General features: G+C 65.6%; 20 protein-coding genes and 1 tRNA gene. 6 read left to right on the forward strand and 15 right to left on the reverse strand.

The annotated features are described in order from the left end of the window. Positions 1–308: 308 nt before the first annotated feature. The 5 genes from dctP (at position 309) to ACN0T5_RS00025 (ending at position 5,614) form a co-directional block, all read left to right on the forward strand. Positions 309–1,343 carry a TRAP transporter substrate-binding protein DctP gene (dctP, locus tag ACN0T5_RS00005; RefSeq protein ID WP_417766559.1) on the forward strand — a complete coding sequence of 345 codons (1,035 nt, stop codon included), beginning with the start codon at positions 309–311 and terminating at the stop codon, positions 1,341–1,343. A 251-nt stretch (positions 1,344–1,594) separates the two neighbouring features. Beyond that, a complete protein-coding gene (locus tag ACN0T5_RS00010) occupies positions 1,595–2,098 on the forward strand; it encodes a TRAP transporter small permease subunit (RefSeq protein ID WP_417766560.1) in 504 nt (167 codons plus the stop codon). Continuing rightward, entirely contained in the window at positions 2,095–3,408 is a 1,314-nt protein-coding gene (locus ACN0T5_RS00015) for a TRAP transporter large permease (protein ID WP_417766561.1), read from the forward strand. Before ACN0T5_RS00010 ends, ACN0T5_RS00015 begins: the two co-directional genes overlap by 4 nt. Before the next feature lie 11 nt (positions 3,409–3,419). Continuing rightward, a complete protein-coding gene (locus tag ACN0T5_RS00020; protein ID WP_417766562.1) occupies positions 3,420–4,697 on the forward strand; it encodes a hydroxymethylglutaryl-CoA reductase, degradative in 1,278 nt (425 codons plus the stop codon). 23 nt (positions 4,698–4,720) lie between these two features. After that, a complete protein-coding gene (locus tag ACN0T5_RS00025; RefSeq protein WP_417766563.1) occupies positions 4,721–5,614 on the forward strand; it encodes a hydroxymethylglutaryl-CoA lyase in 894 nt (297 codons plus the stop codon). 36 nt (positions 5,615–5,650) lie between these two features. On the opposite strand, the gene ACN0T5_RS00030 is transcribed toward ACN0T5_RS00025, so the two are convergent. The 6 genes from ACN0T5_RS00030 to ehuB form a co-directional block, all read right to left on the reverse strand. After that, positions 5,651–6,643: a cyclodeaminase gene (locus ACN0T5_RS00030; RefSeq protein WP_417766564.1), complete on the reverse strand. Its 993-nt coding sequence runs from the start codon at positions 6,641–6,643 to the stop codon at positions 5,651–5,653. After that, positions 6,633–7,640: a hydroxyectoine utilization dehydratase EutB gene (eutB, locus tag ACN0T5_RS00035; RefSeq protein WP_417766565.1), complete on the reverse strand. Its 1,008-nt coding sequence runs from the start codon at positions 7,638–7,640 to the stop codon at positions 6,633–6,635. The genes ACN0T5_RS00030 and eutB overlap by 11 nt, the downstream gene beginning before the upstream one ends. After that, the gene (gene ehuA / locus ACN0T5_RS00040) at positions 7,637–8,458 is read right to left on the reverse strand and encodes an ectoine/hydroxyectoine ABC transporter ATP-binding protein EhuA (RefSeq protein ID WP_417766566.1); all 822 of its coding nucleotides are present in this window, start codon (positions 8,456–8,458) and stop codon (positions 7,637–7,639) included. Before ehuA ends, eutB begins: the two co-directional genes overlap by 4 nt. Then, complete coding sequence (gene ehuD / locus ACN0T5_RS00045; protein ID WP_417766567.1) at positions 8,458–9,126, reverse strand: ectoine/hydroxyectoine ABC transporter permease subunit EhuD; 669 nt, start codon at positions 9,124–9,126, stop codon at positions 8,458–8,460. Before ehuD ends, ehuA begins: the two co-directional genes overlap by 1 nt. 3 nt (positions 9,127–9,129) lie before the next feature. Then, positions 9,130–9,795 carry an ectoine/hydroxyectoine ABC transporter permease subunit EhuC gene (ehuC, locus tag ACN0T5_RS00050; protein WP_417766568.1) on the reverse strand — a complete coding sequence of 222 codons (666 nt, stop codon included), beginning with the start codon at positions 9,793–9,795 and terminating at the stop codon, positions 9,130–9,132. 101 nt (positions 9,796–9,896) lie between these two features. After that, on the reverse strand, positions 9,897–10,748 hold the full coding sequence (gene ehuB / locus ACN0T5_RS00055; RefSeq protein ID WP_417766569.1) for an ectoine/hydroxyectoine ABC transporter substrate-binding protein EhuB: 852 nt from the start codon (positions 10,746–10,748) through the stop codon (positions 9,897–9,899). A 368-nt stretch (positions 10,749–11,116) separates the two neighbouring features. Between ehuB and ACN0T5_RS00060 the strand changes: the two genes are divergently transcribed. Then, a complete protein-coding gene (locus ACN0T5_RS00060) occupies positions 11,117–11,845 on the forward strand; it encodes a GntR family transcriptional regulator (protein ID WP_417766570.1) in 729 nt (242 codons plus the stop codon). 67 nt (positions 11,846–11,912) lie between these two features. On the opposite strand, the gene ACN0T5_RS00065 is transcribed toward ACN0T5_RS00060, so the two are convergent. From ACN0T5_RS00065 to ACN0T5_RS00105, 9 genes are all read right to left on the reverse strand, one after another. After that, positions 11,913–12,776, reverse strand: a complete 864-nt coding sequence (locus ACN0T5_RS00065; RefSeq protein ID WP_417766571.1) for a LysR family transcriptional regulator — start codon at positions 12,774–12,776, stop codon at positions 11,913–11,915. Then, the gene (locus ACN0T5_RS00070) at positions 12,773–13,819 is read right to left on the reverse strand and encodes an NAD(P)-dependent oxidoreductase (RefSeq protein ID WP_417766572.1); all 1,047 of its coding nucleotides are present in this window, start codon (positions 13,817–13,819) and stop codon (positions 12,773–12,775) included. The genes ACN0T5_RS00065 and ACN0T5_RS00070 overlap by 4 nt, the downstream gene beginning before the upstream one ends. A 21-nt stretch (positions 13,820–13,840) precedes the next feature. Then, positions 13,841–14,641 carry a phosphonate ABC transporter, permease protein PhnE gene (gene phnE, locus ACN0T5_RS00075; protein ID WP_417766573.1) on the reverse strand — a complete coding sequence of 267 codons (801 nt, stop codon included), beginning with the start codon at positions 14,639–14,641 and terminating at the stop codon, positions 13,841–13,843. Positions 14,642–14,651: 10 nt separating this feature from the next. Then, positions 14,652–15,518 (reverse strand): phosphate/phosphite/phosphonate ABC transporter substrate-binding protein, encoded by an 867-nt coding sequence (gene phnD, locus ACN0T5_RS00080; protein ID WP_417766574.1) that lies wholly within the window; start codon positions 15,516–15,518, stop codon positions 14,652–14,654. 33 nt (positions 15,519–15,551) lie between these two features. Further along, complete coding sequence (gene phnC, locus ACN0T5_RS00085; protein WP_417766575.1) at positions 15,552–16,313, reverse strand: phosphonate ABC transporter ATP-binding protein; 762 nt, start codon at positions 16,311–16,313, stop codon at positions 15,552–15,554. 368 nt (positions 16,314–16,681) lie between these two features. After that, positions 16,682–17,137: a YaiI/YqxD family protein gene (locus ACN0T5_RS00090; RefSeq protein WP_417766576.1), complete on the reverse strand. Its 456-nt coding sequence runs from the start codon at positions 17,135–17,137 to the stop codon at positions 16,682–16,684. 302 nt (positions 17,138–17,439) lie between these two features. Next, positions 17,440–17,515: transfer RNA gene (locus ACN0T5_RS00095), tRNA-Phe, on the reverse strand. 177 nt (positions 17,516–17,692) lie between these two features. Continuing rightward, positions 17,693–20,497 (reverse strand): FecR domain-containing protein, encoded by a 2,805-nt coding sequence (locus ACN0T5_RS00100; RefSeq protein WP_417766577.1) that lies wholly within the window; start codon positions 20,495–20,497, stop codon positions 17,693–17,695. A 36-nt stretch (positions 20,498–20,533) separates the two neighbouring features. Continuing rightward, on the reverse strand, positions 20,534–21,952 hold the full coding sequence (locus ACN0T5_RS00105) for a tetratricopeptide repeat protein (protein ID WP_417766578.1): 1,419 nt from the start codon (positions 21,950–21,952) through the stop codon (positions 20,534–20,536). Positions 21,953–21,962 lie beyond the last annotated feature (10 nt).

Consider the following 21,962-nt stretch of genomic DNA (forward strand, 5'->3'; position numbering starts at 1 on the left):
TGCCGCCCGACGTGGTCATAAGCATCGCCCCTCGTGTTCTTGGAGCCGCCGTGCTCGCGCCCCGCCTGGCGCACCGACGGCAGACGTTCTCCCGGCTTGTAGGCTCCAGCTGACAAAAGACCGCTTACATGCTGGACAATCCGTCCGGCGCGAGTCACCCGTGCATTGCTAATTTTTGCGATGACTGTCCCACTCCGATTATTGGGACAGTCATCGCAAAAATGCCTGAGACTGTCCCTTGATTGTCCCAGTCTATTTTATGACAATTTACGTCGGTCGACAATCAAACCATCCCTGGGAGGAAACACATGACCGCATTGAACCGCCGCCGGTTCCTGACCGCATCGGCACTTGGTGGCACCGCCACGCTTGCAATGCCCGCAATCGCCAATGCGCAGGACACCGTCCAGTGGCGCATGCAGGCGCTCTGGGACGGTGGCACCACGCCGTTCGAGTTCGAGAAGAAGTTCGTGGAGCGCGTCGGCGAACTGACCGACGGCAAGTTCGAGATCAAGCTCTTCTCGGCCGGTCAGCTGGTTCCCGCAGCACAGGCCTTCGACGCGGTGCGCTCCGGCGCATTCCAGATGATGAAGACCTTCGACGGCTACGAGGCGGGCAAGATCCCGGCCTTCGCCTTCACCTCGACCATCCCCTTCGGCTTCCCCGATCCGGACCAGTACGAGGCGTGGTTCTACGAGCTCGGCGGCCTCGACATGGCCCGCGAAGCCTACGGCAAGGCAGGCCTGACCTATATCGCGCCGACCGTCTATGGCGAGGAGCCGATCCACTCGACGGTGCGCATGGAAAGCATCGCCGACATGGCCGGCAAGAAGGGCCGTTTCGTCGGCCTCGCCTCGGCCGTGATGGGCGATCTGGGCGTTGCCGTGACGCCGATGGCGACGGCGGAAGTCTATTCCGGCCTCGAGAAGGGCCTGATCGACTTCGCCGACCGCGGCGACCTGACCGCCAACTACGAGGCGGGCCTCGCCGAGGTGGCCAAGTTCATCATCCTGCCGGGCGTGCACCAGCCGACGACCGCGACCAGCTATGTCGCCAACTCGGCAGCCCATGCTGCCCTGCCGGACAGCTTCAAGGCAGCCCTTGCCGTCGCTGCGCGGGAAATCTCGGGATCGCTGCGCCAGCGCATCATCGTGCAGAACACCGAGGTGCTCGACAAGTATCGCGAGAAGGGCGTCGAGGTGATCCATCTCGACCAGGGCGACATCTCTGAGGCCCGCTCCAAGGCCGTCCAGTCCTGGTCCAACGCGACCAAGGGCGACGCGCTGGCGACGAAGATCGTCGAAAGCCAGACGGCCTTCATGAAGTCGCTCGGCCTGCTCTGAGCCGACGCCTGACGTGGACGACTTGAGGTTCGTTGCATTGGTTGCGGCACGCTCCGAAACGGATGCAACGAACCGAAAGCCGGTCCAGAAACAATAGCTTGCTGGTCACTTTCCTGAATACGACGTGCGGCGAGAGCCCGCTGCTGTTTGCCGCAAACGTCATATGCGGGTGACTAGCGTCAGGACACTAGTGGGCAGCGCTGTGCTGCCCGCCCTTTCCTGCCGCACCGGACGCGGCTACACGGCAGCCCATGAAAACGCTCAGCTCCCTTGTCACCGGCCTCAACCGGATCCTTTTCGTGGTCGCGGCCGCCATCATCTTCGCCGTCGTGCCGATGCTGCTCTACGAGGTCGTGGCACGCTATGTCTTCAATGCCCCGACCGTGTGGGCAATGGAGGCAAGCACGCTTGTCTTCGGGCCGCATTTCATGCTGGCCGGTCCCTACCTGCTGCATCTGCGCGGTCACGTCTCCGTCGACATTCTCAGCGACCGTGTCTCGGGCGTCCCCCGGCGAATGCTGGAGATCTTCACCTTCTCGGTGATCGCGATCTTCGCCGCCGTCTTCGCAAAGGTCAGCTGGCCGCTGGCGATGAACGCCTACGCCCTCGGCGAAACCAGCTTCTCCGCCTGGAACCCGCCGATCTGGTGGGTCAAGTTCATCGTGCCCTTCGCCTTCGTCATGCTCTTCGCCCAAGCCTTGGTCGAACTCTTCGCCCCCGCTGCGCGCACCCCGGCCGAGGAGGCACGGCCATGAGTTCAGAACTCGTCCTGGCGGTCATGTTCGCAAGCCTTGTCGGCCTGCTGCTGACCGGCGTGCCGCTTGCCTTCACGCTCGGCGCCCTCGCCCTTGTCTTCACCATCACGCTGTGGGGCGAGGCGGCACTGGCCGTCACCGTGCTCAATCTCTACGACACGATGCATTCGGAATCGCTTCTGGCGATCCCCCTCTACGTGATGATGGCAAGCGTGCTGCAACGCTCCGGCGTCATCGAGAGCCTCTACAAGGCGATGGAGCTGTGGTCGCGGCGCCTGCCCGGCGGGCTTGCTGTCGGCACCATCGCCATCTGCACCATCATCGCCGCGATGACCGGCATCGTCGGTGCCGCCGTCGCGGCCATGGGCATGCTGGCGCTGCCCTCGATGCTGAAGCGCAACTACCAGCCGGAACTGGCCATCGGCACGATCTGCGCCGGCGGCACGCTCGGCATCCTGATCCCGCCCTCCGTCATCACGATCGTCTATGCGGTGACGGCCCAGGCCTCCATCGGCCAGATGTTCATCGCCGGCGTGGTTCCCGGCCTGCTGCTCGCCTCGCTCTATATCGGCTACATCGTGCTGCGGGCCGCGCTCAACCCGAAGATCGCCCCGCGCCCGGAAGAGATCGAGGACATCACCTGGGGCATCCGCATCGCCGCGCTCAAGTCGCTGGTCCTGCCCATGCTGATCATCGTCGGCGTGCTCGGCACCATCTACATGGGCATCGCCACGCCGACCGAGGCGGCCGCTGTCGGCGTCGCGCTTGCCTTCGTCTCGGCGATCATTGAACGGCGTTTCGGCTGGGAGCTCCTGCAGGACGTCGGGATGGACGTGGTCAAGGTGACGACGATGATCCTGTGGATCACCATCGGCGCCCGCGCCTTCGTCGCGATCTTCACCGGCACCGGGGGCGCCGACTTCCTGCTCGGCTTCATCCAGACGCTTGACGCGGACCGCTGGATCGTCCTTGCCGTAATGCTGGCCATGCTGTTCTTCCTCGGCATGTTCCTCGATGAAATCGGCATCATCCTGCTCTGCGTGCCGGTCTTCCTGCCGGTGATCGACTTCCTCGGCTTCGACAGGCTGTGGTTCGGCATCCTGTTCCTCGTCTCGGCGCAGATGGCCTACATCTCCCCGCCCTTCGGCTACACGCTCTTCTACATGAAGGGCGTGCTGCCCGCCGGCATCGGCATGGGCACCGTCTACCGCGCGATCATTCCCTTCATGCTGCTCCAGGCCCTCGGGATCCTGATCTGCGCGGCTTTCCCGGAGCTGGTGCTCTGGCTTCCCAACTCCATGATCAACTAACAGGACACATGATGAGCGACGCCCGATCGTCCCGTATCGAAGGCCTCCACAAGATGACCCCGGAGGCCCGCCTCCAGGCCGTGGCCCGGCAGGCAGGCCTTGGCAACGCGGCCATCGCCAACCTTTCCGCCGCCGCGCAAGGGCAGATCGAACTGGCCGACCGCCTGGTCGAGAACGCCATCTCGGCCATGTCCATTCCGGTCGGCATCGCCACCAACATGATCGTCGACGGGCACGAGGTGCTGGTGCCAATGGCAACGGAGGAATCCTCCGTTGTCGCCGCCGTGTGCAACGCAGCCAAGCGCTGCCGACCGACCGGCGGCTTCCGCACCTCCTCAAGCGGTCCGGTGATGGCCGCGCAGATCCAGCTTCTGGGCGCGAGCGACCCGGAAAACGTTCGTCTCAAGGTCTATGAGCGGATGGACGAGATCCGCACCATCTGCGACGAGACCGACCCGCTTCTGGTCAAGTTCGGCGGCGGCTTCCGCGACCTCGACATTCGCGTCATCGACACCGACGAAGGGCCGATGACCATCGTCCACATCATCGTCGATACGCGCGATGCCATGGGCGCGAATGCCGTCAACAGCATGGCCGAGGCACTGGCGCCGAAACTGGTCGAATGGACCGGTGCGCGCAGCCTGCTGCGCATCCTGACCAACCTTGCCGACCGGCGCGTGGTGCGGGCCCGGGCCGTGTGGCCGCTCGCCGAGATCGGCGGAGAGCAGGTGCGCGACGACATGCTGTCGGCCTATCGCTTCGCCGATGCCGACCCGTACCGGGCCGCCACGCACAACAAGGGCATCATGAACGGCGTCAGCGCCGTGGTGCTGGCGACCGGCAACGATACCCGCGCCATCGAGGCCGGGGCCCATGCCTTCGCGGCCAGGGACGGCCACTATCGCTCGATGTCGCGCTGGGAAGCGGACGGCGACGGCAACCTTGTCGGTATCCTGGAAATGCCGATGGCCGTCGGCCTGATCGGCGGAGCGACGAAGATCCACCCGACCGCCCAGGCCAACCTTGAGATCCTCGGCGTCAAGACGGCCGATGCGCTGGCCCGCATCATCGTTTCCATCGGCCTTGCCCAGAACTTCGCGGCGATGCGCGCGCTTGCGACGACCGGCATCCAGAAAGGCCACATGGCGCTGCATGCCCAGAACGTCGCGCTGCTCGTGGGCGCGGTCGGGGATGAGATCGACCAGGTGGCGAGCGAGCTCAAGGCGCTCGGCAAGGTCCGACAGGACGTCGCCGAGGAGATCCTCGCGCGGCTGCGCGCCGGCAAGTAAGCCAGAGCCGCGAGGAGACCAGGATGAGCGAGCGCGTTGCAATCGTCGAAGTCGGCCCGCGCGACGGGCTGCAGGCCCGCAAGGACCCCGTCGCGACGACGGCACGCATCGGCCTCGTCGAGCATCTGCGCCGCGCCGGCGCTAGGCGCATCGAGGTCGGCTCCTTCGTCTCGCCCAGAGCCGTGCCACGCATGGCCGACACCGCCGAGGTGATGGCCGCGACCGGCTCGCGCGGGCGGGACGGCGACATGGTGCTCGTTGCCAGCGAGCGTGGCCTCGATCAGGCGCTGGAAAGCGGGGCGCGCGCCATCGCGGTGTTCACCGCCGCAAGCGACGCCTTCGCGGAAAAGAACATCGGGCGGACGGTGGCGGAATCGCTCGCCCGTTTCCGCCCGCTTGTTGCAAGGGCACGGGATGCCGGGGTTTTCGTGCGGGGCTACGTCTCGACGATCACCGACTGTCCCTATTCGGGCGAGGTCACCCCTTACCCGGTGTCGGAGGTGTCACGCGCCCTTCGCGACATGGGCTGCGGCGAGATTTCACTCGGCGAGACACTCGGCAAGGCAACGCCGGCGCGCATCGCGGCGGTGGTGGAGGCGGTCGCACGGCACGTGCCGGTTACGGAACTCGCCGCGCATTTTCACGACACTTACGGCATGGGCGTCGCCAATGTCGCCGAGGCGCTGCGTCTCGGCATCCGCACCGTGGATGCAGCCGCCGGCGGGCTCGGCGGTTGCCCCTTCGCGCCCGGCGCAAGCGGCAACGTCGCGACCGAGGACGTTCTCCACCTGCTGCAGGGCGATGGCTACAGCTGCGAAATCTCGATGGAGCCGCTGCTCGACGCGGTCGCCTTCATCGAGCGCGACATGGGCATCCGCCCGACCAGCCGCGTTTACAAGGCGCTGCGCGGCACCTGACAGCATCGAACCGCCCGGGCAGGACCACGACCCGTGTCAGGTCAGGATGGTGGAGCCTGCACCGGTCTTGCGTGCGGCCTTCATGGCGAAGGTCGCTATGGCCGTGTCCTGCGCGCCGGTGCCGGTCAGGTCGCAAATCGTGACCTGATCGTCGGAGGTGCGCCCCGTCTGCCGGCCGGCGACGATCTCGCCAAGCTCGGGCGGCGTGCCGCCGCGCCACACGCCGGCGGCCATGGCAGAGCGCAGCTCGCCCAACAGTTCGCACTGGCTGACCCGGTCGCAGACATAAAGATCGGCCGCGACAAGCGCCGCCGCCTCGATCTCGTTCTTGCCGGCCTGGTCCGAGCCCATTGCCGTGATGTGGAGGCCGGGATGCAGCCATTCGGCCCTGACCACAGGGTCTTCCGCCGGCGTCGTCGTCACGACGAGCTGGCTCTGCGCCACAGCCTGGGCCGGGTCAGAAACGGCCTCGGCCGTAATCTTCAGCCGCTCAGTGAGGTCGGCGGCGCACGCGCGCGCCTTGGCCATGTCGCGCCCCCAGACGAGAACGCGGGAGAACGGGCGCACCAGATGGGCCGCCTCGATCTGCAGCCGTGCCTGGATGCCGGTGCCGATGACCGTCGCGGTCTCGACCCTCGACGGGGCAAGGTGCCGTGCGGCGACGGCGCCGGCAGCAGCCGTGCGCACATCCGTCAGGTAGCCATTGTCGAGCAGCATGGCCTCGACAAGACCGGTCCTGGCCGAAAACAGGATCATCAAGCCGTTGAGGCTCGGGAGGCCGATCTTCGGATTGTCGAAAAAGCCCGGACTGACCTTGATCGCGAACCCGTCGAAGCCGGGGATGTAGGCCGTCTTCACGTCGACCTCGCCATTGGCCTGCGGGATCGCCATCGACAGGATCGGCGGCATCACGACCGTTCCGGAGGCAAGGGCGGAAAACGCCCGTTCCACCACCTCGACGGCCGGCAGGTCGAGCTTCACCAGCCCCCGCAATTCGGCCTCGGTCAGGATGGTCACCTCATGCGCCATAGCTGCGTCCCCTTACCTCGACATCGCCCAGCCGGACGCCCCGCCCCGCGACGACGTCGGTGAAGCTGGTCATGTCGACATTGCGCCCCGTCAGGATGGTCGCCACCGGACCGTCGAACGCAGGCAGTCTGCCGGCCTTCGTGGCGGCGATGCCGACGACGCTGGCACCTTCCGCCACCATCCGGTCCTCGTAATAGAGCGTCTGCATCGCATCATAGATTTCGTCCTCGGTGACGAGGACATAGTCGTCGAGAAGGTCGCGGCACATGGCGAAGGTCAACCGGTTCTCAAGCCCGATGCCGCCGCCAAGCGAGTCGGCAAGGCTTGCCACTTCCTCCACCTCGACCGGCTTTCCGGCGCGGACGGACGCGTACATGGCCGCGCCCCTGTCCATGGTGACTCCGATGACCTTGATCGACGGCTTGACCGCCTTCGCCGCCAACGCGACGCCGGCGGCAAGCCCGCCGCCGGACAGCGGCACGAGGATCGCGGCAAGGTCGGGCCTGTCTTCCAGCATCTCCAGGCCGATGGTGCCCTGCCCCGCGATCACCAGCGGATCGTCGAAGGGCGAGATTTCGACAAATCCCTCGTCCCGCGCCAGCCGCAGGCTCTCGACCTGTGCATCGTCCTGGCTGCGGCCGGTTATGCGGACCTCCGCCCCCAGCGCGCGGATGCCGTCGACCTTCGCCTGCGGCACCAGCGAGGACATGCAGATGACGGCTCTCAGCCCCTTCGCCCGCGCCGCATAGGCGACGCCCCGGCCGTGATTTCCGGTGGAGCAGCAAGTGACGCCAGGGGCACCGGCCGGAACGGCGGCGACCGCGTTGAGCGCGCCGCGCAGCTTGAATGCGCCGATCGGCTGTGTCGTCTCCAGCTTCATCAGAAACTCGTTGCCGGAAAGGCCGCTGACATGCGGCGAGGGCACCAGCGGCGTTCGCACGGCCACGCCGGCGATCGTCGCCCGCGCCGCCAGGATGTCGGCAAGATCGATGGTCAACCTGCCTCCTTCACCGCGCTCAGGAACTGCTGCGTGCGCTCCTTCTGCGGGTTGCCGAACAACTCGTCCGGGGTGCCCTGCTCCTCGATGCGGCCGCCATAGAAGAAGCAGACGCGATCGGAAATGTCCTTGGCGAAGCCCATCTGGTGCGTGACCATGAGCATGGTGAGATTGTGCTCGGAAACGAGCTTGCGGATCACCGTGGTGACCTCGCCGATGACTTCCGGGTCGAGCGCGGAAGTCACCTCGTCGAAGAGCATGACCTTGGGGCGCATGGCAAGCGCCCGGGCGATGGCGACGCGCTGCTGCTGGCCGCCTGACAGGCGGGAGGGATGCTGGTCGCGCTTGTCGGCCATGCCGACCATCGCAAGCAGCTCCTCGGCCCGCTCCCGGGCATCCTGTTTCGACAGGCCGAGCACATGCACGGGACCTTCCATGCAGTTCTCCAGCGCCGTCATGTGCGGAAAGAGATTGAAATGCTGGAAGCACATGCCGATCTTCGAGCGCATCTGACGCAGGTGCCGGTTGTTGGCGCGGACCAGCCCGCCTCCCTCCGGCATGTGGGTCAGCGGCTCGCCATCGACATAGATGACGCCGCCATTGATGGTTTCCAGCGTCATCAGCATGCGCAGCACGGTGGTCTTTCCCGAGCCGGACGGGCCGATGACCGTCACCATCTCCCCTTCCGCCACATCGAGGTCGAGCGAGTCCAGGACCACCAGACTGCCGTAGGACTTGGTGACCTTCCTGAAGCTCACCATCGGGGTCGGATCGCCCTCGAGCACAAGGGGAAAGCCGGATACGTCTCTGGTGTCCATCAGCTCAATCCGAGTTTGCGGCGCACCCAGGTCTCGAAGAACCGGACTGCAGCCGCCGTTGGCAGCGAAATGCAAAGGAAGATGATGCCGACGAGCGTGAAGGGCTCGAGGAAGCGGTAGGTTTCGGAGCCGATGGCATTGGCCGTGTGCATCAGTTCCGCAACGCCGATGACCGACAGCATCGGCGTGTCCTTGAAGATGCCGACGAGGTAGTTGCCCATGCCCGCCAGCGAGGGCGGCAGGGCCTGCGGAAGAATGACGCGAAAATACGTGCGCTGCGTCGAGAGGTTGAGCGACTTGGCCGCCTCCCACTGCCCCTTCGGCACGCATTCCAGGCCACCGCGATAGACCTCCGACAGGTAGGCCGCATAGTGCAGGCCGATGGCGATCATGCCGGCTGTCCATGGCGACAGGCGAATGCCGAATTGCGGCCCGACATAGAAGACGAAGAAGATCTGCAGGACCAGGGGCGTCGAGCGCACGAACTCGACCGCCTCGCGCACGACCATGGTGAGCGGCCTGAACGGGGTGCGCTGTGCCAGGGCGAGCACCAGCCCCAGCACCACCGCGATGGCATAACCGAGCCCGGCCGCCAGCAGCGTGTTGCCGGTCGCCACCAGCAGACGGGGCAGGATTTCGAAGGTGAAGTCCCAGCGCCAGTCGAACATGGCTCAGGCCCTCCCCATCTTGCGCATCATGAACCGTTCGAGCCAGCGCATGAACGGCGTGATCATGAAGCGCGCCAGCACGTAGTAGATGATCAGCGCGGTGCCGAAGGTTTCCGCGGACAGGAAGGTCGTTCCGTTGATCTGCTTCACCTGGAACATCAGGTCGGCGACGGAGATCAGCGCGACGAGCGCGGTGCCCTTGAGGAGTTCGATCAGAAGATTGCCCCAGGACGGCAGCATGATGAGCACCGCCTGCGGCAGGATCACCCGGATCATGCGTTTGGCCGGTGACATGTTGAGCGCCAGCGCCGCCTCCCATTGCCCCTTCGGCACGGAGAGAATCGCGCCGCGAACAAGTTCCGCCCCATAGGCGCCGAGGTTCATGCCGACGGCGACGAAGCCGGCCGTGAACTTTTCCAGCGTGATGCCGAAGAGCGGCAGCACGAAGAAGATCCAGTAAAGCTGGACCAGTAGCGAGGTGCCGCGGAAGATCTCGATATAGACGGTCGCGACGCCGCGGACCGCCAGATTGGGCGCCATGCGCATCAGGCCGGCGGCAACGGCAACAGCCACGGCCAGAAGCGCGGCGAGAACGGTCAAGGCCGCGGTGACAAGCGTGCCGCTGGCGATGCGGTCGCCATACTGGCCGAGAAACTCGAAATAGGACATGCCGCTCAGACCTTGCTCAAGGCCGCGAAGGCCGGGCAGGCGATGCCTGCCCATGCGCCGGAGGATGGCGGGCCGGACAAGCCGGCCCGCCCGTCGTCATGTCAGCGGTTGGCGCAAACCCACTCGGTGGTCTTGTCGCCGGGAAGCGAGCCTTTCCCGTAGCCGTACTCGGCAACCGCGGCGAGCATTTCCTCGGACCCGATATACTCCGCCTGCGCAGCGTTGAACTTGTCGAGGAACGCCTGGTCGGCCTTGCGGAAACCGATGCCGGCCCAGTTGAACGAATCCTCCGGCATGGCATCGGGATCGGAGACCTCGACGGAGCCACCGGAGCTGTCGGCAAGCTGGGTCATGGTGAAATACGTACCCGCGCCGGCATCGGCACGACCCGCGCGCACGGCAGCCAGGATTTCCGTAGGCCCGGGCACCTGCATGATGTTGGCCTCGGGAACGCCCGCGGCCTTCGCCGCCTCGATGTTGGAATAGCCGGCGCCGGTGACCATCACTGCGTTGCTATCCACGAGACTGCTGTAATCGCTGATGTTCTTGGGATTTCCCGGGGCCACGATGAAGCCGTCCCCGACCTTCGCCATCGGTTCGGAAAACGCGATGTTCTCGCAGCGGCTGGCCAGGATGTTCATGCCGCCGGTGACGATGTCGAAGCGGTTGGCATTCAGGCCCGGAATGAGCCCGCCCCACTCGGTCTGCACCGGCTCGATGTTCTCGAAGCCCATCTTCTTCAGAACGCCGATCGTGTAGGCGTTGACGAAGCCCTTGGGGCTGCCGTCGTCACCGGGATAGGCGAACGGAATCTCGTTTGCGAAACCGATGCGGATCGCCTCGCCCTTTTCCGCGCGTTCCAGCAGGGACTGCGCGTTGGCGGCACCGGCAAAACCATAAGCGAACATGGCCATGCCGAGTGTGGCAAGACCCTTGAAGAAGGCGCGTTTCATGAGGCTGCTCCTGTGTTCCATCAATCTCTGATTTCTTATGTTGTGCACAACATCACGCAGCATCAGATCGTGTCAACGATATTTGGTGCGGTTTACGTGAGAAAATCGACACTCTGAGAAATTTGCCTTTAAGATGTACACATTGGCGGCGCCTCCGCCTCAACAGGGACGACGTGTGCCGGTGGCTGAACCGCCCGGTTTCAGAAATGGATATTTGCGCAAGGTTGCCGGAACCCGGCAGCCGCACGCGCCCGGTCCAGCCGTCATGCAATCCGGGCACCTTGCCGTCCGCCTGGAAATACCGGAAAAGCTGCGACGCTCACCCGCAGCGCAGGAGAGACGCTTTTGAACCGGGATGGAGATAGCCGATGACGGGCAGACGCGCAGCTGCAGGCCCTGCCGACGAAGGGGCCAGGGGGCGGTTTGAGCGGATCTATCAGACCTTGCGGGCGCGCATCTGTCTGCTCGACTACGCGCCGGGCAGCCGTCTGCGCGAGGAAGATCTCGCCGACGAGTTCTGCGTGTCGCGGACCCCGATCCGGCGCGTTCTTGTCAAGCTGGAGGCGGAAGGCCTGCTTCGCTCCATGCACGGCGTCGGCACGATCGTCACCGACATCGAGGCCGACGAACTGGCCCAGGTCTATGAATTGCGCGTCGAACTGGCCGAGCTCACCGGCAAGCTGTCTCCGGTTGTCGTCGACAAGGCACTGGTCGCACGGTTCCGCGACATCCGGGCGCGTTGCGACCAGATGGTCGCCGACGGCGATCCGCGTTCCTTCTCACAGATCAACATGGAATTCTTCCACCTTTTCACCACGCTGACCGCCAATGAGCCGCTGCGCGAAATCAGCGAGCGGCTCTACTACCAGACCGCCCGCATCTGGTTGAAGACGGCCTCGCGCCTGAGAAATTTCGAGGAACTCATCAATAACGAGTTCGCCACCTTCCAGCGCGAAGTCGCCGACATAACCGAGGCGGTCGAACAAGGCGACCTGGTCGCCGCCGGCCATGTGAGGCGCGCGCATATTGCAATGAGCTTCAGCAGGATCCGCAAGGCAGCGGGGGCGGACGGCGGATCGGCCAGCGCCGCGACCTGATGCCTTCGTCCAGACACCGCCGGCCGGGCGGGAGCGTCGCCGCCGGGCCTTCACGGGGCGGACGGCGTCAGGGCGCTGCCTGAAGTTCGGCCACCAGTCTGGATGGCGGCGAACCGGCCGGCATGTGCTCGGGCGTTACCAGCCAGATTTCCTTGTGCAACTCGGTCCTTGCGATGTCGAGAGCGACCAGCTGGCCGGACGCGATCTCGTCAAGAACGGCCGCCGCCAGCACGACCGACGTGCCGTGCCCGGCCCGCACCGCGCGCTTCACGGCCTCGGTGCTTCCATAGCCGGAAACGGTTTTCAGCCGGTCGGCCAGGGGGCCGAGCCGCTCGCGCAGGAGCCTCCCTGTTCCGCTGCCGGGTTCCCCGCCGAGCACCGGTTCCTCGAGAAGGTCCTCGATGGAAACGGATTTGCGCGCCGCCCATCGGTGCCCGGGCGAGACGATGGCGACAAGGGCCTCCCGTCTCCACGACATGGCCTGGTAGCCGCGACGCCGGTCCCACCACTCCATGGCGACGAGATCGGCCTCGCCTTTCGCCAGACGCTCCGCCACGTCGGGGTTCGGGCCGATCCACAACTCGACCTTGACGCCCGTGCGGCGACTGAATTCCGCCAACGGCTTCTGGATCAGATAGGTCCCCACGTTGCTTGCCGCAGACATGCGTATGACCGGCCGGTCGATCAGCTCGCGGGCACGCAGGGCCGTTCCGATCAGCGAGCGTGCGTAGGGAAGAAAGCGCTCTCCTTGCCGGGTTGCACGGGTGGAGCGGCCATCACGAAAGACCAGCGGCGCGCCAAGGTCGCTTTCGAGCTGGTTCATGTGCTCGGCAACCGTGGACGGGGAAAGCTCGAGCGCCTTGGCGGCCGCGCGCACACCGCGCTCGTCGACAACCGCGAGAAACGTGCGGACATGGACAAGGTTGATCATGAGGTCCTGCGCATTTCCGTGTCCGGCCCGTTGCCGGTGTCGGCAGGCACGTTGATGGCGCCGGCTGGCTGCCTTCCGCTCAGAACGTCGATGATGCTGCGCGCCGCCGAGGCTTCGATTTCGCGGCGAACGCGCGTCACCGCCGATCCAAGGTGCGGGGTAAGCACGGTCGAGGCGGTCCTTTCACGAAGACGCGGATTGACACAGTCCGGCCGGTCCGGCCTCGCCCAGTCCTCGCATTCGAAGACGTCGGCAGCATATCCCGCCAGCTTGCCGCCTTCCAGAGCGTCCGCGACCGCCTGCTCATCGACCAGCGAACCTCGCGCCGGATTGATCAGGAGGGCGCCGGTTTTCATGGTCGAGATGGCGCTGGCATCGATCAGATGGAGCGTTGTCGGGGTCAGCGGCAAGGCAAGCACGACGAAGTCGCTGTTCTCCAGAAGTTCGGGAAGACCGCGGCGCGCGACAGACGCGTCGAACCGCTCGGGAAACGCGCCCGGCGAGGCGTCGAAGGCCGATATCCGGCAGCCGAAACCGGCAAGCCTCTCGGCAATCGCCTGGCCGACCCGGCCGAAGCCGACAATGCCGACCTCGGCATCCGCGAGGCCGACGCCATAGTGGACCGGTCGCCAACCCCCGAACCCGGCGTCCCGGATCCCGGCATCTCCCGGCAGCATGTGCCGGCCCAACGAGAGCATCAGGCCGATCGCCAGTTCCGCCGACGGGGCCGTGAGCAGGTCCTCGCAAATTGTCACCTGGACGCCGCGCCGGGTTGCGGCCTCCACATCGATGTTGTCGAACCCCTTCAACGCGGCGCCGACAACACGAAGACGGGGACAGCCATCGAGAAACGCGCCGTCGATGCGATCGGTCATGAACGCCATGAGGCCGACCGCCTCGCGGCAATGCTCACGCATCACGTCGGCCGGCCACGGCTCGGGCCGGTCATTGACAACGACCCGCGCGACACCCTCGAACAACGCCACGGTTTCAGGAAAGACGACATTCGTCATGACGACGAGCGGCAGCGGCGACTTGTTCACTTCGTTCCTCGTTTCTTGTCTTTATTTAAGGGACTTGCGCAGGAATGCGCCGATTGCGTCGACCACGACGACGCAGGCCAGGATCGACAGCAGGATCGCCGAGACCTGATCGTAGGCAAGCAGGCGCAGAGCCGCCATCAACTCGAAGCCGATACCGCCGGCGCCGACGATGCCAAGCACGGCCGAGGCGCGGAAATGGTATTCCCAGCGGTAGATCGTGACATCGGTCAGCTGAGGCAGCACCTGCGGCAACACGGCGTGCAGGATGACCTGCATGGGGGTGGCACCGGCGGCGCGCGCCGCCTCCAGGGGTTTCGGATCGACATGCTCGATCGCCTCGGCATAGAACTTGCCGACCATCCCGACCGAATGCAGCCCCAGCGCCAGCACGCCCGGAAGAGCGCCGAAACCGACGGCGGCGACGAACAGCACGCCAAGGATGATTTCCGGAACGGACCGCAGGAACGCCAGCAGCGTGCGCACGCCGACACGCACAACCGAGCCTGGGCCGGTGTTCGGGGCGGCAAGAAGCGCCAGCGGCAGCGAGAACACGACCGCCAGCACTGTTCCCGCGATCGACATTGCCAGCGTGTCAGCCAGCGGCCGCAGCCACATCCGCCAGCGGCCAAAGTCAGGCGGCACCATCTCGGATGCGAGTTGCGAGATGGCCGGGCCGGCGTCGGCAAAGCGCGCAGCGTCGAAAAACCCGGTGACCCACAGCGAGACGATGCAGGCCAGCGCGATCAGGGCGACGAGCCCCGCGCCGCGCAAGGCGGAACGGCGCTCGTCGGCCAGGATCGCATCGAAGGAGACCGATGCCATCGACGGGTCCTCACATCTTGGCAATGTTGAGATCGAGCACCTTCGCCATGTCGCGCAGGACGTCGTAGTCCTTGTCGGTGGCGGGCGCGAACCCCTCGACGCGGAACAGCTTCAGGATCTCGGGATCGTTCAGCTCGAGGATCGCCTTCTTGATCGCGTCCTTGAGCTCCGGCGCCAGATAGCCCTGCATCGTCATCGGATAGTTGGGGATCGGGTCCGAAAGCGCGAGCTGGCGTACCTTGGACGGATCGATCTTCCCGCCCTCGACCAGCGTGCGGTAAATCTGCTCCGACAGGGCACCGGCAGGCACCTGGCCGGCGGCGACGGCACGGGCAACGGCGTCATGCTTGCCCAGATGCACGACCTTGTAATGGGTCTCGCCGATGAGGCCGTTCCTTGCCAGATGCGCGCGCGGCGCGAGGTGGCTGGAGGTGGAGGCCTGGTCGCCGAAGGCGAACGGACGGCCTTCGACATCCTTGAGCTCCTTCACGGGCCCTTCGGCATTGGCGAGAAGGATCGACTGATAGTTGGGCTTGCCCTTCTCGACACCGACCGCGAACGGCTCGATCTCGGCGGCCTTTGTCTTGGCAAGAACGTAGGAGAACGGCCCGAAATAGGCGACCTCGATGCGGCCGAAGCGCATCGCCTCGATCATCGAGGAATAGTCGGTGGTGACGACGATCTCGATGTCCTTCCCGAGGGCCACCTGGAGATATTCCTTCAGCGGCTGGGCGTTCTGGATCAGCGTCGACGCATTCTCGTCCGGCAACAGCGCCACACGCAACGTGTCGGGATTGGACTTGTCGGCGATTGCCGGGCTGGCGGCAGCCATCATGCCGACCGCGAATGCGGCGGCAAGAACTTGACGACGGTTCATGATTGATCCTCTTGGCTTTGGTGGCGGTGTTCGCTACTCGGCCGCTTCCGACAAGCTCGGGCTGGCGGTCTTGTAGATCTTGTCGAGTGCGGATGTGGAGAGCTGCTCGGGTCCGCCCTGGAAAACGATATTGCCCAGGGACAGCCCCATGATGTGGTCGGCGAACCGGCGGGCGAGGTCCACCTGGTGCAGGCTGACGATGGCGGTGATGCCGTCCTCTCGGCAGATCCGATGAAGATCGCCCAGCACTTTCAGGGAGGTCTCGGGATCAAGACTGGCGACAGGCTCGTCGGCCAGCATGATGGCGGGGCGCTGCGCCATGGCGCGGGCAATCCCGACCCGTTGCTGCTGGCCGCCCGAAAGCTGGTCGGCGCGGTGCAGGGCGCGGTCGGCGAGCCCGACACGGTCGAGCGCCTCCAGTGCGAGCAGCCGGTCGGCACGCGGCAGCGGCAACATCGAACGCAGCGTGCCATACTCGCACAAGCGCCCCATCAGGACGTTCTGGAGCACAGTCAATCGGCCGATCAGGTGATGCTGCTGGAACACCATGCCGGTCCTGCGGCGATGCGCGCGCAGAGCCGAGCGGCTGGAAAAAATCGACCCGCGGTCCTCGGAAAGAACGTCGCCGCGCGTTGGCCGGACAAGCCCGTTGAGACAGCGCAACAGTGTCGACTTCCCCGCGCCCGAGGTTCCCAGCAGGACGAAAAAACCGCCACGCCGGAAGGTCGCGTTCGTTGGAAGGAGGGCCATGACCCCGTTTGGATAGGTCACCTCGACATCTGCAACCGACAACATCGCTGAGCACCTTCAGATTGCCCTCTTGTTCGGCAAAGCCAAACAAGACGTCATTTCGTTCGGTTTCTTGCTTAGAGGCGCGACGTGTCATGCAGATGACAGTGCGGCAAATGACAACAGTCCGGCAGGACGACGGGATCGGCCGAACAGTCGCGCAAACCGGCATGCGCTCCGGCTGCGGCCTTGACCGCAACGTTCGAGGGGATGTGCAGGATTGCAGAGACCGGCCGGCAACCGGGCCGATCCCGTTCGGGTTTCAACGGTCCCATCCCGGGCAATCGTGCCACGCGGGGCAGCAAGGAAGGAGAGCGGGCCGGCAACGGCGATGCCCGTCGCAACAAAGGCCCGATACCGGGTCGCCCCGATTCCTACTGTTGTTTCAGTGCCAGCCGCGCCAGCCTGTCCAGCGCCTGCAGGAACCGGGACCGGTCCGCCTGCGAAAAGGAGCGCCCCCCGCCCTGGTGGAACGGATCGGCGGCACGGATATCCTGCATCAGGTCCCGGGTCGCGAGCCGCCCGCCGATGTTGGACTGGTTCAGGATCTGGCCGTCGTGCTGCAGCACGTGCGACCCCGCTTTCAGGCACCTGTCCGCGAGGGGAATGTCGGCGGTGATCACGACATCGCCGGGGCCGCAATGCTCGGCGATCCACTTGTCGGCCACATCCGGCCCCTCGGCGACGATCCTGAGCGAGACGAGCGGATTGCGCGAAGGACGCAGGCCGCCGTTGCAGACAAGCACAACCGGGATATCCAGCCTGGTCGCCACGCGCTCCACCTCGGACTTGACCGGGCAGGCATCGGCATCGACATAGAGCGTTGTCACTTCGCGGGTTCCCCGTATTGACGGCCACAGGTCAGGTTCTGCGAACCTCCTCCATCAGACGGTTTTGTTCAACCCTGCCCCGGCCCGGCCGATCCCGGCAGTCAGCCCCGACAAAAGCCGCTCCGGAGGGTTTTGCGGCTGTCTTGACGAAAGGCCGTTGCCACCGGCAACCGCCCTGCCCGACCGCGTCCCCTGCCCCTCGCCAGACCATGCCCGAACACCCGGAAAGCCGATGTCCGGTCGCCGGACATGGTTGCCCCGGGTTCGCCAGGGCCGATAACAAGATTTTTCAAGGGGATGGGTGGTGCCCAGGGCCGGAATCGAACCAGCGACACGCGGATTTTCAATCCGCTGCTCTACCAACTGAGCTACCTGGGCCCGGGCGGTTCGCGATCATCCGCGACGCCTCGAAGTGCCGGTCTTATAGAGGCTCGTTCCCGGCCTGTCCAGCGACAGCTTGCAAGTTTTGCACAAGCCCGGTTTGAAAGCCGGCGCAAGCTGCCGGCCATGCTTCACCGCCTTGGAAAGGAACAGGTTTCAGCGCGAGGCCAGACCCTACTGCTGGCCGACGACGACACCGGTCGCCGTGTAGGTGCCGGCCGGATTGCTCAGCCCGAAGCTGCCGACCACGCCTTGCGCCGGGCCGGCCGGGCCGCGCACAAAGGCGCCGGTCAGCGTGCCGGAAATATCCCCCTCCACCTCGGCGATGGCACCGCCAAACCGGTTGAGCGAGGAGGCTGGCCCGACCAGCCCGGCAACCGTCCCGCCGACATCCACACCATCGAAACCGGTGATGCTGGCCGAGCCGAGGCGCGAGGCGAAATTGTAGGTCATGTTGAAATTGCCGGCCGCAAGATACTGCGCCTGTCCGCCCTCGGTGCTCCGCGCGACATTGCCGACCGCGTGTCCCGAATAAGAGGCCGACCCCGCCATCGGCAACTCGCCGAAGGTGGAAACATCACCGGCCGCCCAGGTGCCCAGATGCACGATGTCATTGCGCCGCGCACCGGGTCCCGTGACAGAGGTATCCTCGCCGGCGATCCGGGTGCCCCAGTATCCCCATTCAAGGAAAGCGCAGGTGCAACGCGCCACGTCCGTGAACAGGGCGTCATCGGCACCGCCGACCAGTGTCGAGGGCACCATGTAGCTGCGCGGATTGCTGTCCGGCACCAGCACTTCCTCGGTATCGGTGATGGCGAAGGTCTCGCCGAAATTATGGGTCAGGGCATAGGTGCCATCATCGATCAGCGCCGACTGGCCGCCGGCACCGGTATTGAACAGGCTGTCGCCGAACCCGAGTACAAGGCCGGCAAGATGCGGGTCGCGGTCATGGATGTCCGCCACCACCATCCTGGCGCCGACCGAGTTGGAGGTCGCGTCGAAGATCATGGCGAGCGCATCCGGCGTCACCGACCAGAACGGTGTCGCCACCCCGCCACGGGATCCGGCTTCCACCATCCCCGAGGCAAAGCCGTTGAGGGTGCGGGAGGTGCGCGTGTACTCCCCGATCGGCGAGACCGAGTGGAGCTGAGCCACATGCAGATAGCCCGCCACCTGCTCGCCCGGGCTGTTGTAAGGCGAAGGCGGAACGGCCGATATGTCGTGCCCCACATCCCGCGTCCCGACCCCGTAACCAAGCACGAAGGTCTCCGCATCCGGACCGAAGACATGACTGCCATCGGCAGCGGCGACCGAGCCGACTGGGCCGGCGAAGGAGACCGAAGGCGCGACCGCCGATGTGCGGTAACCACCGCGGCGGGGGCCGGCGACGACGAAACCGCTGGTCTCGTCCTCGTGGATCCGCCCGACCGACAGCGAAAGCGCCGAGGCCTGGGAAGCGCCGCTGCCCTCGATGTTCATCGAAGCGACAAGAAAGCGCGGATCATCGGCGATCAGGTCGTCGCCGGCGACCAGCAGAAGGTCGCTGGTGCGAACATTGGCCAGGAAAGCCGAACCGAGCGCATCCGCTGCGATCGGATTGAGGAAATAGAGATCGTGGCCGGCGCCAAGCCGCGCCGTCTGGACCGGATCGGCGGACAACCGGTAGCGACGCACCTGCGCGCCGTTCCCGGCCCGAACGGCAGCCGGATCGGTGCGTGTGCCCCAGAAGCCGAAAACCGGCTGGCTGGTCGCCAGAACCGGCGTCGACCCGCCCTCGAACGCACTCAGGAACGAGGCCGAAATCTCCTCGAAATAGGTGAAGGCCACGAAATGTTCGCCGGTCCTGTGAACGGTCCCCACCACGACGCGATTGCCGCTCGTCACCACCCGGAAGGCGGCTTCGCCGCCGCTTGGCAAGGGGATGGTGAGTGTTTCGCCATCCACCGTTCCGGTCATCTGCGTGCCGTCCTCCCCGACGGTAAAAACAACCTCGCGGTCCGCCGCGGCGCTGCCGCCAAGCAGTCCCTGGGCACCGGGGTCGGTCACGGAGAATGTCTCGGAGGCAGGACTGTAGGACGCCCCTGCCGACAGCACGCGAAGGCTGACGGTCGATCCGTCGGCCGGCGGGTCGGTGCGCCGCACGATATCGCTGTTGGCGCCCCGGTTGATCACATTGGTGACATGGCCGCTTTCGTTGATGTTGGTCGAGCGCACCACCTGCGGTTTCGGCCGCGGCGCGACGTTGGTCGCGGACCGGCCGGAGTTCACGCCCCCCACCGGAGAGCGGGAGACCGTCCTGTCGGTCGGACGGGCCGGTGCGCCGCCCGATTGCCCCGGCGAACCGGCCAGCCCCCGTTGCACGCCGCTGATATCGGCCTGTGTCGTACGGCGAACGACCGGGCGCTGCAGCCCCCCTGACAGCGCTGCGGCGACGGAGAGCGTGTAGCCGCGCTCGTAGATGCGGCTCTGTTCGCCGTTCCTGCCGATGAAACTCAGTTCATCGCCGAAGAGCAGCGAGAACCGGCTTTCCTCTCCTTGCACATTGAGGTTGGCGATGCCGCCGCGAATGCCGATCGTTCCGACGGGCGTCTTGACGGTGACGCCGCCTGCGTTCTTGCTCAGTTTGCCGCCGACGAAACGGGCAACGCCCTTGCCGAACGAGGCGACGAGACGGCCCGTTCCCGCATCCGGATCGTAGACGAATTCATCGATCACCAGGTCGGAATTGGCACCCACCGTAAAGGTCGAGCCATCGACCAGCAGGATCTGGACGAGCCCGTCGCCGCGCGTTTCGACACGCTCGCGGAAGATCAGGTTGTCTCCGAGAATGACCGTGCGCGCCGCTGCCCCCGGCGGGGTTCGTGAAGCGTCCTGGTTGACCGCCGCGGCAACACCGACGCGTTCGCTGGCGCCGGAAGCCGGCAGAGCGAGCAACAGTGCCATACCGGCGACGCCGGCAGCGCCAAGGTGCTTGTGCATGTCAGGCTCCTCGCTCCGACAGCCGAAAGACAGGTTTCAGAACGCCTTCACGACGCTCAGCGTCACGGACGTATTGGAATAATCGCGCGTCTGGTAATTGGACTGCAATCGCCGGAACTCGGCTGACAGGGCCAGCGCGACATCCGCGCGCAGCGGCACCGTCAGACCGCTGCGGACCCAGAATTCGTTGTCTCTCTGGCTTTCGGTGCGGCTGACCGCCGGATCGGGCTGATCGTATTGTCGGCGAATGTAGCCGGCGTCCCAGTCCAGCGACCAGGGCGCCTCGATCATGTCGACCGGCGAGGCGAACCGGTAAGTGGCGCCGATGCCGGCCCCAAGCTCCCAGCTCTGCTCGAAGAGGGCCGCAGCATTCTCATAGTCGCCGAGTACCGTAAGGCGTGCCGACCAGTCGTCCGTCAGCTGGTAGCTATGGGCTGCCTCCGCGAGGATCTGGTAGCCGTTGCGGTTGCTGACCGTCGGATAGACGGCGCTGTCGCGGAACCAGCGGTAGCGGTATTCGAGCTTGGCCGTCAGCGCGGAGCGCAGGCTCGGCTGGGCAGCGACGCGGGCACCAAAGCCGGTCGCGCCGGAGTAGTTCGTGTCGTCGAGACGCACGCCGGAGAAAATGCCGTAGACGCCGAACCGCGCATTGTCGATATCGAACCGCGCGAGGTTGAAGGAGGGGCCGAAGGTCAGCTCCGCCAATTCACTGTTCAGCCGCGTGGTGTCGAAGTAGCGCCCTCCGTAGAAAAGCAGATCCGCCTCCAGCAGATCGCCTTGGGTGCCCAAATCATAGGCCGCATGGATATTGCCGGCGACGAACACGTTCCAGTCGGCCCGGCCGACAGCCGTGTCATCGAGCAGGAAATTCACGCCATTGAGCGTCACCAGCCGTCCACCGGGGCCGGCATTGGCATTCGACTGCCAGCGCAGACCGGAAACCACCGTGGCGGAGAACTTCGCCGGTTCCTCGGCATTGTCGATCGCCGCCATGAAGGTCTGCACCCGCTGCTCGACTTCAGCGGGAACGTCGGGCGCCTGCAGGGCCGCCTCGAAGTAGGACCGCGCCGCGTCGAAGGAACCGAGGCGGTAGTAGAGAACACCGAGTTCGAGCTGTATACGCGGCAGGCCCGGCGCATAGATGAGCATGCGCTCGAAGGTCCCGATTGCCGCCTCGTAGTCGCCGAGGCGGGCCGACACGGTCGCATATTCGAAGGCAATGTCGAGATTGGCCGGATCGCGCAGCATCGCCGCCAGCAGCTCGGTCTGCCGGGCCTGCAACCGGTCCTCCGGCAAGGCCGCGGAGGAGATCCGGTTCCCGGCTACCTCCGCCGATGTCCGGGCAGGGGCCTGAGCAGGCGCCTGGGCCAGCGCGTGAGCAGCGAACCCGGCGACCGCCAACGCGACACCAGCGACACGCAACACACCTTGCCAGGCAAACTGGGCCAAGCTCACAAGCCCCTCC

The organism is Stappia sp. (genome assembly GCF_048261845.1).
Taxonomy (GTDB): Bacteria; Pseudomonadota; Alphaproteobacteria; order Rhizobiales; family Stappiaceae; genus Stappia.

What these genes read in the sequence shown, in the direction of transcription:
- dctP (WP_417766559.1), top strand. Translation starts at nt 309, where the DNA reads ATGACCGCATTGAACCGCCGCCGGTTCCTGACCGCATCGGCACTTGGT.
- ACN0T5_RS00010 (WP_417766560.1), top strand. Translation starts at nt 1,595, where the DNA reads ATGAAAACGCTCAGCTCCCTTGTCACCGGCCTCAACCGGATCCTTTTC.
- ACN0T5_RS00015 (WP_417766561.1), top strand. Translation starts at nt 2,095, where the DNA reads ATGAGTTCAGAACTCGTCCTGGCGGTCATGTTCGCAAGCCTTGTCGGC.
- ACN0T5_RS00020 (WP_417766562.1), top strand. Translation starts at nt 3,420, where the DNA reads ATGAGCGACGCCCGATCGTCCCGTATCGAAGGCCTCCACAAGATGACC.
- ACN0T5_RS00025 (WP_417766563.1), top strand. Translation starts at nt 4,721, where the DNA reads ATGAGCGAGCGCGTTGCAATCGTCGAAGTCGGCCCGCGCGACGGGCTG.
- ACN0T5_RS00030 (WP_417766564.1), bottom strand. Translation starts at nt 6,643, where the DNA reads ATGGCGCATGAGGTGACCATCCTGACCGAGGCCGAATTGCGGGGGCTG.
- ehuA (WP_417766566.1), bottom strand. Translation starts at nt 8,458, where the DNA reads ATGGACACCAGAGACGTATCCGGCTTTCCCCTTGTGCTCGAGGGCGAT.
- ehuD (WP_417766567.1), bottom strand. Translation starts at nt 9,126, where the DNA reads ATGTTCGACTGGCGCTGGGACTTCACCTTCGAAATCCTGCCCCGTCTG.
- ehuC (WP_417766568.1), bottom strand. Translation starts at nt 9,795, where the DNA reads ATGTCCTATTTCGAGTTTCTCGGCCAGTATGGCGACCGCATCGCCAGC.
- ehuB (WP_417766569.1), bottom strand. Translation starts at nt 10,748, where the DNA reads ATGAAACGCGCCTTCTTCAAGGGTCTTGCCACACTCGGCATGGCCATG.
- ACN0T5_RS00060 (WP_417766570.1), top strand. Translation starts at nt 11,117, where the DNA reads ATGACGGGCAGACGCGCAGCTGCAGGCCCTGCCGACGAAGGGGCCAGG.
- ACN0T5_RS00065 (WP_417766571.1), bottom strand. Translation starts at nt 12,776, where the DNA reads ATGATCAACCTTGTCCATGTCCGCACGTTTCTCGCGGTTGTCGACGAG.
- phnE (WP_417766573.1), bottom strand. Translation starts at nt 14,641, where the DNA reads ATGGCATCGGTCTCCTTCGATGCGATCCTGGCCGACGAGCGCCGTTCC.
- phnD (WP_417766574.1), bottom strand. Translation starts at nt 15,518, where the DNA reads ATGAACCGTCGTCAAGTTCTTGCCGCCGCATTCGCGGTCGGCATGATG.
- phnC (WP_417766575.1), bottom strand. Translation starts at nt 16,313, where the DNA reads ATGTTGTCGGTTGCAGATGTCGAGGTGACCTATCCAAACGGGGTCATG.
- ACN0T5_RS00100 (WP_417766577.1), bottom strand. Translation starts at nt 20,497, where the DNA reads ATGCACAAGCACCTTGGCGCTGCCGGCGTCGCCGGTATGGCACTGTTG.